The sequence below is a fragment of the Chitinophaga arvensicola genome, assembly GCF_900110835.1.
Taxonomy (GTDB): domain Bacteria; phylum Bacteroidota; class Bacteroidia; order Chitinophagales; family Chitinophagaceae; genus Chitinophaga; species Chitinophaga arvensicola.
Genome location: NZ_FOJG01000002.1, coordinates 3,660,949 through 3,672,710 on the forward strand (window position 1 = coordinate 3,660,949; position 11,762 = coordinate 3,672,710).

An 11,762-nucleotide genomic window follows, 5' to 3' on the forward strand; every position below is an offset into this window, starting at 1 on the left:
GACATTTTTGTTTTTAACCCTTACACCGTGTCAGGAATTGTAAGGTACTTGTTAGTTATAAAGTAGTTAAGCCAAAGCTATTGCGGCTGCAAAGGCTTTGGCTTAACCGGGAAAATACTATTCTTCTTCGAGTTTCAGTTTAGACAGATCCATACCGAAGTGCAGACCTCTTTCGCCTAATACCTGTTCAATTTCGCTGAGTGATTTCTGGCCGAAGTTTCTGAACTTCATCAGTTCTTCCTGTTCGTATTGTACCAGTTCGCTGAGGGAATTGATTTTAGCTGCTTTCAGACAGTTGAATGCACGTACGCTCAGATCGAGGTCTTCGAGTGGTGTTTTCAGGATCTTACGCAGTTGCAGTGTTTGTTCATCCACTACATCTTCTTTTTCAGTGTCTTTGGTATCAAAGCTGATGTTTTCATCGGTGATGATCATCAGGTGCTGAATGAGGATGCGGGAAGCTTGTTTAACTGCTTCTTCCGGATGGATAGTACCGTCTGTGATCACCTCCATAACGAGCTTCTCATAGTCAGTTTTCTGCTCCACACGGGTATTTTCTATGCTGTACTTTACGTTTTTGATAGGCGTAAAGATAGAGTCAATCGCGATGTAGCCAAATACTGCATCTTTGGGTTTATTTTCCTCAGCTGGAACATAACCACGGCCTTTACCGATAGTCAGTTCGATATCCAGCTTGGCAGAAGGATCCAGGGTGCAGATTAACAGTTCCGGATTCATGATCTGGAAAGCACTGGTGGCTTTTTCAATCATATCAGCGCGGAATTCTGTTTTACCCTTGATGGACAGTGTGATCTTTTCGTTCGTTACATCACTCTCTGAAATCCTTTTGAAACGAACCTGTTTCAGGTTCAAAATGATTTCAGTAACGTCTTCAGTAACACCTTTCAGTGTAGCGAACTCGTGATCGGCTCCTTCAATTTTAATACCCACAATGGCATAGCCCTCCAAAGAAGACAACAGTACGCGACGTAACGCATTACCGACAGTCACAGCATAACCTGGTTCTAATGGACGGAATTCGAATTGAGCTTCAAAGTCTGTAGACTTCTGCAATACGATCTTATCAGGTTTCTGGAAATTTAAAATTGCCATTGATATGATAGATTTATTTGTTAAATATGAGGTTAGTCCATGACCCTATTGAGTCATGGACTAATTATTTATTACTTAGAGTACAATTCTACGATCAGTTGTTCCTTGATATTTTCTGGAACATTCTCTCTCTCAGGATAAGCAATGAATACACCTTTCATTTCTTTTTCGCTCCAATCCAACCAGCTGAATTTAGGATTTTTTCCACGGATAACGCTGGTCAGTGCAGAATTGTTTGCGGTTTTGTTTTTCAGGCTGATAACGTCTCCTGGTTTCAGTTGGAAAGAAGGAGTGTTAACTACGATACCGTTAACGGTAATGTGTTTGTGAGACACCAGCTGACGGGCAGCAGGACGGGAAGGAGCGATACCCAGACGGAAAACAGTGTTGTCCAGACGGGCTTCGAGCAATTTGATCAATACTTCACCGGCAACACCTTTTCTACGGGTAGCTTCGTCGAACAGGTTACGGAACTGACGCTCCAGCAAACCGTAAGTGTACTTAGCTTTTTGTTTTTCTCTCAGCTGCAGTGCGTACTCGCCTAATTGTTTGCGTTTACGGTTAGCGCCATGTTGACCCGGAGGGTTGCTGTTCTTACTTAAATACTTGCCATTACCGAGAATGGGTTCACCAAAAATTCTGGAAATTTTGGTCTTTGGTCCTGTGTACCTTGCCATGTTTTAAATATACTTTAGATTTTTTAGTTAATGATGCATGCTCTTCAAAAAATCTGAAAACCTGATCATGCACCCATTTATTTAATAATAAATTACAACGTCCAGATACCAAACTTCTAATGAAATCTGGTATCTGGATGCTGTAAATATATACTACTATACTCTTCTCTTCTTAGGAGGGCGGCAACCGTTGTGAGGTAAAGGAGTAACATCTTTGATCATGTTTACTTCGATACCGGAGTTAGCGATAGCGCGGATTGCACTTTCACGACCAGCTCCCGGGCCTTTTACAAAAACATCTGCTCTTTTCAGACCAGAGTCCATAGCTACCTTAGCAGCATCCTGTGCAGCCAGCTGAGCAGCATATGGGGTGTTCTTTTTAGAACCTCTGAAGCCCATTTTACCAGCAGAAGACCAGGAGATAACCTGACCATGCTTGTTGGTGATGCTTACGATGATGTTGTTAAAGCTAGCAGAGATATGAACATCTCCGTAGTTATCCACCTTTACTACTCTCTTTTTATTAGCAGCAGTTTTTGTATTATTTGCTTTTGCCATAATGATTTAAATTCCAAATATGAAATTCCCATCCCAAATTTTACACGACTCGCCGTCATTTGAAACCCCTCAGATTCGGACTTGGGATTTCAACCTGGGATTTTATTTATTATTTCTTAGTTGCTTTTTTCTTACCAGCCACTGTCTTACGTTTACCTTTACGGGTACGGCTGTTGGTACGTGTACGCTGACCTCTTACCGGTAAGCCTTTCCTGTGACGCAGACCGCGGTAGCAAGCGATATCCAGCAGACGCTTGATATTCATTTGCACTTCGGAACGCAGTTGACCTTCTACCTTAAACTCACCGTTAATGATATTACGGATGGCAGCTTGATCATCATCATTCCAATCACGCACTTTTTTGTTTACATCAATTTCCGCCTTGTTCAGGATATATTGGGCGGTAGAACGGCCTATACCAAAGATATAGGTGAGGCCAATTTCTCCTCTTTTATTTTTAGGAAGATCTATACCGGCTATACGTGCCATATTTCTATTTTAGATTTTATGATTCTGATTAAAAAATCAAATTCCGTTAGGGGAATCGATTATCCCTGGCGTTGTTTAAAACGAGGATTCTTTTTGTTGATTACCAACAAAACACCTTTTCTACGAACTATTTTACAATCCGCACTTCTTTTTTTGATTGCAGCTCTTACCTTCATGATTAATACTTTATAAAAGGTTATGATATTTATTAAATTATAATTCCAATCCCCCCTACGCTCTTTCCGCTTATTTGTATCTGAAAATTATACGGCCTCTTGACAAATCGTATGGGCTCATCTCCACGCCAACCTTATCTCCTGGCAGAATGCGGATGTAGTGCATTCTCATTTTTCCAGAAATGGTGGCCAGGATCTCATGCCCGTTTTCCAATTTTACACGGAACATAGCGTTCGACAAGGCTTCTAATATAATTCCATCCTGTTTAATGAGTGCCTGTTTTGCCATAAAAATTTTTAGGACTGCAAAGATAGCATTTATCTTTTGAAATAGAAAAATTTACCCGGATTATTATTATTATTGCCAGTTTTTTTGCTAAAACCTGTCTTTTTTACCCTCAAAACCCTTGCTGTATTAGATAAATCCAAAGTCCTTACTAGTAATTTGAATTCAGTTCGGGGTTATTCTTCTCTTCTCTTTCTATATCCACATAGGTAGATAACACATCTGCCTTACCTTTTCCAACAGCTACCGTATGTTCGAAGTGAACAGACGGGCTGCCATCGCGGGTAGCAACCGTCCAGCCATCTTCCAGGTATTCAACATCCTTGGAGCGAAGGTTGATCATAGGTTCGATAGCGATGACCAGTCCTTCCTTCATTACCGGACCACTTCCCCGTTTACCGTAGTTAGGCACCTGAGGATCCTCGTGGAGGTTGCGGCCGAGGCCATGTCCCACCAGTTCCCTTACAACGCCGTAACCGCGCTCTTTCTCGGTATACTCCTGTATTGCATAGGAGATATCCCCGATCCTGTTGCCCACTATTGCTTTTTCGATGCCCTTGTACAGGGAAGCTTTGGTAGCAGTCATGAGGCGGAGTACGTTTTCGGGTACATTACCGATAGCAAAGGTGTAAGCGCTGTCTGAATGATAACCGTTCATATATACACCTACATCCACGGTGAGGATATCGCCGTCTTTCAGCACATACTTATTTGGGATGCCATGTACTACTTCTTCGTTAACTGAGATGCAGCAAGCATTTGGAAACCCTTTGTAATTTTTGAAGGAAGGTGTTCCACCATTTTCAACGATAAACTTATCAGCCACTGCATCCACTTCCAATGTGCTCATACCTGGTTTCAGGGTTCTGGCTACTTCAGCCAGGGCTGCACTCAGGATCAGGGCACTTTTGCGCATCAACTCTATTTCTTCCTTCGTCTTATAGTGAATCATAACAATCCTTGTTTCTTTTCGCTGTTAGCCATCAGCAGTAAGCTTTTAGCGTGTGCCGGAACTGAAAGCTGAAGGACTAACTGCGCTTATTCAAAAATAATATAGCCACTAAAGCGTAGAAGCTTCTGTGGCTATTTTATTGTTCTTGTAACACTTTTGTGTTCAATTACTTATGCATTAGCCGGGGCTGTTCTGCCTTTGATACGGCCGGTGCTCATCAGACCATCATAATGGCGCATCAGGAGCTGGCTTTCAATCTGTTGCAGTGTATCCAGGATAACTCCTACCATGATCAGCAGGGAAGTACCACCGAAGAAGGTAGCAAAGTTGCTGTTGATCTTGAAGGCAGCCGCCACACCAGGTAATATACCTACCATTGCCAGGAAGAATGCACCAGGCAGGGTAATACGGTCCATTACAGCACCGATATAATCGGCAGTAGCCTTACCAGGTTTGATACCCGGAATGAAACCGTTGTTACGTTTCATTTCATCCGCCATCTGAGTGGGGTTGAAGATCAACGCGGTATAGAAGTAGGTGAATACGATAACGAGTACTGCATAGATAACGTTGTACCAGCCGTTTGTGTGATCACTGAAGATGCGGATAAAGCCGGAAGCACTTTCAGAAGAAGTAGCAAAGCCTATTGCAGTTGCAGGGATGAACATGATCGCCTGGGCGAAGATGATAGGCATTACACCGGCAGCATTCACTTTCAAAGGAATGAACTGGCGTACACCACCATATTGTTTGTTACCTACGATACGTTTAGCGTAATTCACCGGTATTTTCCTGGTACCCTGAACGAGCAGGATCAGGCCTACGGTGATTAAAATAAAGATGGCAATTTCAATGAGGAACAGGATCGGTCCACCCGCTTCACCTGCAACCTTACTGGAGAATTCTGCGACCAAAGCCTGTGGCAAACGGGCAAGGATACCCATCATGATGATGATGGAAGTACCATTACCAATACCTTTATCTGTGATCTTTTCACCGAGCCACATTACGAACAGGGTACCTGCAGTAAGTAAAACGGTAGTAGAGAGCCAGAAGAAAAAGGTGCCATATTCGGCAATAATAGCGCCACCTGACTGATTACGCAGATAAGCAACGTAAGCACTCGCCTGGAAACCTGTTACGATAACTGTGAGGTAACGGGTGAACTGGTTGATTTTCTTACGGCCACTTTCACCTTCTTTCTGCATTTTCTGGAATTGCGGAACAGCTATGGTTAATAACTGGATAGCAATGGACGCAGAAATGTAGGGCATGATACCCAATGCAAAAATGGAGGCCCTTGAAAACGATCCGCCTGCAAACATGTTAACCAGACCCAGGATACCCTGATTAGAATTTTTCTCAAAGTTGGTGAGCGCGTTTGCGTCAATGCCAGGCAAAGCGATATAGGATCCTACGCGGTAGATGAGGACCAGGAGCAGGGTGGTCAGGATGCGGTTACGCAAATCCTCAATACTCCAGATATTCTTAATCGTTTCGATAAATTTCTTCACAGGAAGATAAAGGTTTAATAGCGCTATTAAATATGAAAAGACGCACTACTCCGTAGGCGTCTCCTCAGTCGTAAAGTCTTATACCAGTTCTACTGATCCACCTGCTGTTTCGATGGCCTGTTTAGCTTTTTCGCTGATCGCGTTAACTTTAACAGATACCTTGGTTTTGAGTTCGCCGTTAGCGAGGATCTTAACTTTGGCTGTTCTGTTAATCAGACCGTTCATGAACAGGTTTTCCAGATTAAACTCCTGGAGGCCATATTTTTCAACTAAATGATCCAGTTGGCCCAGGTTGAAGATTGTGTACTCTTCACGGTTATTATTTTTGAAACCGCGTTTAGGCATACGGCGTTGGATTGGCATCTGGCCACCTTCGAAGCCTTTTTTGCTGGAGTAACCAGCACGTTGCTGGATACCTTTGTTACCTTTTGTAGAGGTACCACCTTTACCGGAAGCCTCACCACGTCCAAGACGTTTTTCTTTATGTACAGCGCCTTGTGCAGGCTGTAATGAATGCAGATTCATAATTAATTGTTTTTACTTGCGCGGAAATTAACCGCTCGCTTTTATTCTAAAATAAAAATGGTAAAGTCACAAATGTAAAGGTAAGATTATCAACAGACAATCCCACAGCAGTGTTACTTAATTAAGCGTTAACTGTTTCTACCGTTACAAGGTGATTAACTTTACGGACCATACCCAGGATCTGAGGAGTTGCTTCTACTTCAACAGTAGCGTGCATTTTAGTCAGGCCCAGTGCCTTCAAGGTCAATTTCTGCCTCTCAGGACGGTCTATACCACTTTTTACTTGAGTGATCTTAATCTTTGCCATAAACCCCTATCCGCTAAAAGCGGAGTAATTTAATTGTTAATGAATTATTTTCAAAATTTTCCGGAAGGTACCTGCTTTTCAGCGGGTTCAAATCAACCGTTGAAAACTTTCTTCAGGGAAACGCCTCTGGTTTTAGCGATGCTGATTGGCTCGCGTAACAGGCCTAAAGCTTTGAAGGTAGCTTTTACCACGTTGTGTGGATTAGCAGAACCCAGAGATTTAGCCAGAACGTCCGTAACACCAGCGCTTTCCAGCACTGCACGCATAGAACCTCCCGCGATCACACCAGTACCATGAGCAGCTGGTTTGATCAATACTTTGGCAGCGCCTTCTTTAGCAAACTGATCGTGAGGAATGGTACCGTGCATAACAGGAACCTTGATCAGGTTCTTCTTAGCATCGTCTATACCTTTAGTGATAGCCTGCTGTACTTCTTTAGCTTTACCAAGACCGTGACCTACAACACCGTTTTCGTTACCTACTACTACCAGTGCGGAGAAACTGAATGTACGACCGCCTTTTGTAGTTTTAGTAACACGGTTGATCGCCACTACTTTTTCTTTCAGCTCCAGATCACCAGCCTTTACTTTATTGAATGAATTCTTTGCCATTTTATTTTATAAGAATTACTTGTTCAGAATTATAAAATTCGGACTCCGTGATTAAAACTGAAGACCGCCTTCTCTTGCTCCGTCGGCTACGCTTTTCACGCGGCCATGATATAAATAACCACTTCTGTCGAAAATGCAGGTGGTGAGGCCCAGTGCCAGTGCTTTAACAGCCAGCGCTTTACCTACCAGTACAGCTTTTTCGCTTTTAGTTCCTGCCTGTGCTTTGATATCCTTATCACGGGAAGAAGCGGAAGCCAGGGTAGTGCCATTGGTATCGTCAATCAACTGCACATAGATATCGCTGTTGCTACGAAATACAGATAATCTTGGTGCTTGTGCAGTACCGGAGATTTTCTTACGGATGCGATAGCGGATTTTCTGTCTCCTGTTAACTTTTGTGCTCATTTTGAGTTTTATTTTATTACCCCGATGCTGCCGGGATATCTGTTAAAATCAGCTAACCAGCTATAATAGCTGATTAGCCAATTAAATATTTTATTTACCAGCTGATTTACCAGCTTTCTTACGTACCACTTCATCACTGTAGCGAACACCTTTACCTTTGTACGGCTCTGGTTTACGCAGGCTACGGATTTTAGCAGCTACCTGACCCAGCAACTGGTTGTCGATACCTTCCAGCATGATCTTAGGGTTCTGACCTTTTTCAGTCAGTGTAGCAACCTTCAGTTCTTTTGGAATTTCGAAAACGATATTGTGAGAGTAACCTAAAGCGAGATCCAGTAACTGACCGTTGTTTGCTGCTTTATAACCAACACCCACCAGTTCCAGTTGTTTCTTGAATCCTTCAGTAACACCCTGAACCATGTTAGCCAGTAAAGCGCGGTATAAACCGTGGAGTGCTTTGTGACGGATCTGTTCAGTTGGGCGGATTACTGTTAACACGCCGTCCTTCACGTCAATTTTCATATCCCTGTCGATGGACCTTTTCAGTTCACCTTTTGGGCCTTTTACGGTTACTTCATTGGAAGGGGAAACAGTAACTGTAACGCCGCTAGCCAATTTGATAGGACTTTTACCTATACGAGACATAACTTTAATTTAAAGTTGTTTGATATTGATGTACCGGTTATCCGTGTTCAGCGCCGTATAGAGAGCTTAATTGTCAGATAACTTAAGTGAATGACTGGTTGAGCAACAACCAGTCATTCAATATATTAATAGATGAAGCAAACTACTTCGCCACCTACGTTTTGAGCTTTAGCTTCCTTATCGGTCATTACACCTTTGGAAGTAGAGATGATCGCTACACCTAAACCGTTCTTCACGCGCTTAAACTCTTCTGGTTTAGCGTACTGACGCAGACCTGGGCGGCTGATGCGTTGTAATTCCTTGATAGCGGGTTCTTTAGAGATTGGATCGTACTTCAAAGCGATTTTGATAACGCCTTGTTTAGTATCTTCTTCGAATTTGTACTTCAGGATATAACCTTTGTCGTACAGAATTTCTGTAATGCGTTTTTTCAGCTTGGAAGCCGGAATTTCCACAATCCTGTGGGTGGCCATTTGCGCGTTCCGGATGCGTGTCAGGAAGTCTGCTATTGGATCAGTAACCATTGTTGAAATAGTTTGATAAATGTTTACAATGCGATATCCAATCGTAATAAGATGGGAATCAAATAACTTTTTTGTTTCACAGATCCGGGGATACCGGACAGATAAAACTTTGAATTACCAGCTGGCTTTTCTAACGCCAGGGATTTTGCCTGCGAGAGCCAGGTCACGGAACATGTTCCTGCAGAGACCGAAATGACGCATGTAGCCTTTTGGACGACCGCTCAGTTGGCATCTGTTGTGCAGACGAACAGGAGAAGCATTTTTTGGAAGTTGATCCAGTGCAGCGTAGTCACCGGCAGCTTTCAGGGCAGCGCGTTTTTCTGCGAACTTAGCTACCATAGCTTCTCTTTTCCTTTGTCTGGCTTTTACGGATTCTTTTGCCATAATTATATTATCGTTTCGATTTACTGATTATCTTTTTTCATACCCTTGAACGGCATACCCATTTCTTTCAGGAGCTCGTAAGCTTCTTCGTTGGTGTTTGCAGTTGTAACGAAAGTGATATCCATACCGGACATTTTTGTTACTTTATCGATATCGATTTCAGGGAAGATGATTTGTTCGGTGATACCCATAGTGTAGTTACCACGACCGTCAAAAGCTTTTTCGTTCACACCTTTGAAGTCACGTACACGTGGGAGGGATACAGCGATCAAACGATCCAGGAAGTCATACATATTGGTAGCACGTAAAGTTACGCGGGCACCGATAGGCATGTTCTTTCTCAGTTTGAAGTTGGAGATATCCTTTTTAGACATAGTAGCGATAGCTTTCTGACCGGAGATACGGGTCATTTCGTCTACTGCGATGTCTACCAGTTTCTTATCACCTACTGCACCATTGATACCCTGGTTCAGGCAAATTTTTACCAGGCGAGGAACCTGCATTACACTTTTGTAGTTGAATTTCTTCATCAGTGCAGATTTAACTTCCTCTTGGTATTTTTTCTGCAGTCTCGGAGTATATTTTGTGTTTGACATTATTTAATTTCCTCCCCTGATTTTTTAGCGATACGAATTAATTTACCGTTTTCTCTCTTCCTGTTAACTTTGGTTGGAGCACCAGTTTTGGCGTCCCACAGCATCACGTTGGAGATAGCGATAGGAGCTTCCTGCTTAACAATACCACCTTTGGTATTCTGAGCGGTTGGCTTCGTGTGCTTGGTAATAATGTTAACGCCTTCTACAAGAATGCGGGCTTTTTCAGGCTGAACTTCCAGCACTTTACGCGCTTTTGTTCTGTCCTTGTCATCACCGGCAATTACCGCAACCAGGTCGCCCTTCTTAATGTTGAATTTAGGCTTAAATCTAGTTTTCATTACTTTGATTTATTTATAAACGCCAAGCGAAACAATAGTTTCGCTTGATTAATGTTTTTTCTCGTTTTGCAAACGGGCTGCAAAGATAAGAAATATTTTCGGATTTCGGGATTTTGCCATTTTTTGATAAAAATCACAAAATGTCAAAATCCCTGGACCGCAATATTTTTATAATACCTCAGGAGCGAGGGAGATAATTTTCATATAACCCTTGTCTCTCAGCTCACGTGCAACCGGACCGAAAATACGGGTACCGCGAGGTTCGTCTGAGTTATTGAGCAGTACAACCGCGTTATCATCGAAACGGATATAAGAACCGTCTTTACGACGTAATTTGTTCTTAGTTCTTACGATTACCGCTTTGGTAACCATACCTTTCTTAACACCACCACCAGGCATTGCGTCCTTAACGGTTACTACAATCTTGTCACCTACGCCAGCGTAGTCCTGACCGGAGTTACCTAAAACGCGGATGCAAAGTACTTCTTTGGCACCGCTGTTATCAGCTACACTCAGTCTTGATTCTTGTTGTATCATCGAAATGAGATTTGATATTGTTTAGTCAGCGGCTGAAACCGGGATTGCCGGCAGCAGCTTGAAACAAATAATTAATTATTTTACTTTAGCGATTACTTCTACCAGTCTCCAGCATTTGTTTTTGCTTAAAGGACGAGTTTCCGCGATTTTCACGGTATCGCCGATGGAGCACTCGTTTTTATCGTCGTGCGCCATGAACTTGGTAGTTTTTTTCACGAATTTACCATAGATCGGGTGCTTTACCTTACGCTCCACCTTAACGGTGATGGTTTTATCCATTTTGTTGCTGGCAACCACACCAATCCTGGTTTTTCTTAATTTTCTTTCGGTCGTCATTGTTGAAAGTATTTAACCCTCCGTGAGGAGGTCATAAATTGTGTTATACTAATGCTATGTCAGCAGTCCCGGGGTTACCGGGACTGACGGATCAGAAGCCCAGTTGTCTTTTACGCAGTTCGGTGTTCATCCGAGCGATATCGCGTCTTACGGCGCGGATGCTCATTGGATTTTCGATTGGCGTAATTGCGTGACCAAAGGTCATTTTTTTCAAGCGGAGTTCTTCTGCAGAGATTCTCTCTTTCAGATCTTGTTCGCTCAGGCCTTTCAGTTCCAGCTTTTCTTTTGCCATTGTATTGAGTTTGATTCGGTTATCTGCCGGGGCAGGGTTACCGGATTTTTAGTTATTGTGTACCTAATTAAGCTACGTAGTCGCGGCTGGTTACAAATTTTACTTTGATGGGCAGTTTCTGAGCTGCGAGTTCCATTGCTTCTTTTGCTACCTGTAAGGAAACGCCATCAGCTTCAAATAAAATTCTACCTGGTTTAACTACTGCTGCCCAATGGTCAGGAGCACCTTTACCTTTACCCATCCTCACTTCCAAAGGCTTAGCAGTGATAGGTTTGTCAGGGAATATGCGGATCCATACGTTACCTTCACGTTTCATGTGCCTTGTCAGCGCAACACGTGCAGCTTCGATCTGCCTGTCGGTGATCCACTTAGGTTCTAATGCTTTAAGACCGAAAGTACCAAAGGAGAGGGTAGCGCCTCTTTTAGCGTTCCCTTTGATGCGGCCTTTGTGCATCTTCCTGTGTTTCGTTCTTTTTGGCTGTAACATCGTCTATGT

Annotated in this window: 21 protein-coding genes; all 21 read right to left on the reverse strand. The window is 42.9% G+C overall.

Annotation, left to right across the window (positions count from 1 at the left end; translation table 11 throughout):
• Positions 1-117 precede the first annotated feature (117 nt).
• The 21 genes from BMW79_RS31800 to rplP all read right to left on the reverse strand — a co-directional run bounded on the left by BMW79_RS31800 (position 118) and on the right by rplP (position 11,753).
• The gene (locus BMW79_RS31800) at positions 118-1,113 is read right to left on the reverse strand and encodes a DNA-directed RNA polymerase subunit alpha (protein ID WP_079470750.1); all 996 of its coding nucleotides are present in this window, start codon (positions 1,111-1,113) and stop codon (positions 118-120) included.
• Positions 1,114-1,184: 71 nt separating this feature from the next.
• A complete protein-coding gene (gene rpsD / locus BMW79_RS31805) occupies positions 1,185-1,790 on the reverse strand; it encodes a 30S ribosomal protein S4 (protein WP_089903184.1) in 606 nt (201 codons plus the stop codon).
• A gap of 156 nt (positions 1,791-1,946) precedes the next feature.
• Entirely contained in the window at positions 1,947-2,348 is a 402-nt protein-coding gene (gene rpsK, locus BMW79_RS31810) for a 30S ribosomal protein S11 (RefSeq protein WP_079470752.1), read from the reverse strand.
• Positions 2,349-2,457: 109 nt separating this feature from the next.
• Positions 2,458-2,838: a 30S ribosomal protein S13 gene (gene rpsM, locus BMW79_RS31815; RefSeq protein ID WP_089903187.1), complete on the reverse strand. Its 381-nt coding sequence runs from the start codon at positions 2,836-2,838 to the stop codon at positions 2,458-2,460.
• A 59-nt stretch (positions 2,839-2,897) separates the two neighbouring features.
• Positions 2,898-3,014 (reverse strand): 50S ribosomal protein L36, encoded by a 117-nt coding sequence (rpmJ, locus tag BMW79_RS31820; protein WP_073083232.1) that lies wholly within the window; start codon positions 3,012-3,014, stop codon positions 2,898-2,900.
• A 70-nt stretch (positions 3,015-3,084) separates the two neighbouring features.
• On the reverse strand, positions 3,085-3,303 hold the full coding sequence (gene infA / locus BMW79_RS31825) for a translation initiation factor IF-1 (protein WP_012789309.1): 219 nt from the start codon (positions 3,301-3,303) through the stop codon (positions 3,085-3,087).
• 148 nt (positions 3,304-3,451) lie between these two features.
• Entirely contained in the window at positions 3,452-4,252 is an 801-nt protein-coding gene (gene map / locus BMW79_RS31830; RefSeq protein ID WP_177192417.1) for a type I methionyl aminopeptidase, read from the reverse strand.
• Positions 4,253-4,422: 170 nt separating this feature from the next.
• Complete coding sequence (gene secY / locus BMW79_RS31835) at positions 4,423-5,766, reverse strand: preprotein translocase subunit SecY (RefSeq protein WP_089903192.1); 1,344 nt, start codon at positions 5,764-5,766, stop codon at positions 4,423-4,425.
• 78 nt (positions 5,767-5,844) lie between these two features.
• Positions 5,845-6,291: a 50S ribosomal protein L15 gene (gene rplO, locus BMW79_RS31840; protein WP_089903195.1), complete on the reverse strand. Its 447-nt coding sequence runs from the start codon at positions 6,289-6,291 to the stop codon at positions 5,845-5,847.
• Between the two features lie 121 nt (positions 6,292-6,412).
• Positions 6,413-6,598, reverse strand: a complete 186-nt coding sequence (gene rpmD / locus BMW79_RS31845) for a 50S ribosomal protein L30 (protein WP_079470757.1) — start codon at positions 6,596-6,598, stop codon at positions 6,413-6,415.
• A 92-nt stretch (positions 6,599-6,690) separates the two neighbouring features.
• Complete coding sequence (gene rpsE / locus BMW79_RS31850; RefSeq protein ID WP_089903199.1) at positions 6,691-7,209, reverse strand: 30S ribosomal protein S5; 519 nt, start codon at positions 7,207-7,209, stop codon at positions 6,691-6,693.
• Between the two features lie 51 nt (positions 7,210-7,260).
• Positions 7,261-7,614, reverse strand: a complete 354-nt coding sequence (gene rplR, locus BMW79_RS31855; RefSeq protein ID WP_089903202.1) for a 50S ribosomal protein L18 — start codon at positions 7,612-7,614, stop codon at positions 7,261-7,263.
• 90 nt (positions 7,615-7,704) lie between these two features.
• Positions 7,705-8,259, reverse strand: a complete 555-nt coding sequence (gene rplF / locus BMW79_RS31860) for a 50S ribosomal protein L6 (RefSeq protein WP_089903205.1) — start codon at positions 8,257-8,259, stop codon at positions 7,705-7,707.
• Positions 8,260-8,384: 125 nt separating this feature from the next.
• Positions 8,385-8,783 carry a 30S ribosomal protein S8 gene (gene rpsH / locus BMW79_RS31865; protein ID WP_089903208.1) on the reverse strand — a complete coding sequence of 133 codons (399 nt, stop codon included), beginning with the start codon at positions 8,781-8,783 and terminating at the stop codon, positions 8,385-8,387.
• A gap of 114 nt (positions 8,784-8,897) precedes the next feature.
• Complete coding sequence (rpsN, locus tag BMW79_RS31870) at positions 8,898-9,167, reverse strand: 30S ribosomal protein S14 (protein WP_089903212.1); 270 nt, start codon at positions 9,165-9,167, stop codon at positions 8,898-8,900.
• A 20-nt stretch (positions 9,168-9,187) separates the two neighbouring features.
• A complete protein-coding gene (rplE, locus tag BMW79_RS31875; RefSeq protein ID WP_089903215.1) occupies positions 9,188-9,763 on the reverse strand; it encodes a 50S ribosomal protein L5 in 576 nt (191 codons plus the stop codon).
• A complete protein-coding gene (gene rplX, locus BMW79_RS31880; RefSeq protein ID WP_089903218.1) occupies positions 9,763-10,101 on the reverse strand; it encodes a 50S ribosomal protein L24 in 339 nt (112 codons plus the stop codon). The genes rplE and rplX overlap by 1 nt, the downstream gene beginning before the upstream one ends.
• A gap of 168 nt (positions 10,102-10,269) precedes the next feature.
• Positions 10,270-10,638, reverse strand: a complete 369-nt coding sequence (gene rplN, locus BMW79_RS31885) for a 50S ribosomal protein L14 (protein ID WP_079470765.1) — start codon at positions 10,636-10,638, stop codon at positions 10,270-10,272.
• 75 nt (positions 10,639-10,713) lie between these two features.
• Positions 10,714-10,974, reverse strand: a complete 261-nt coding sequence (rpsQ, locus tag BMW79_RS31890; protein WP_079470766.1) for a 30S ribosomal protein S17 — start codon at positions 10,972-10,974, stop codon at positions 10,714-10,716.
• Positions 10,975-11,065: 91 nt separating this feature from the next.
• The gene (gene rpmC / locus BMW79_RS31895; RefSeq protein WP_089903221.1) at positions 11,066-11,266 is read right to left on the reverse strand and encodes a 50S ribosomal protein L29; all 201 of its coding nucleotides are present in this window, start codon (positions 11,264-11,266) and stop codon (positions 11,066-11,068) included.
• Between the two features lie 67 nt (positions 11,267-11,333).
• Positions 11,334-11,753, reverse strand: a complete 420-nt coding sequence (gene rplP, locus BMW79_RS31900; RefSeq protein ID WP_079470768.1) for a 50S ribosomal protein L16 — start codon at positions 11,751-11,753, stop codon at positions 11,334-11,336.
• Between the last annotated feature and the right edge of the window lie 9 nt (positions 11,754-11,762).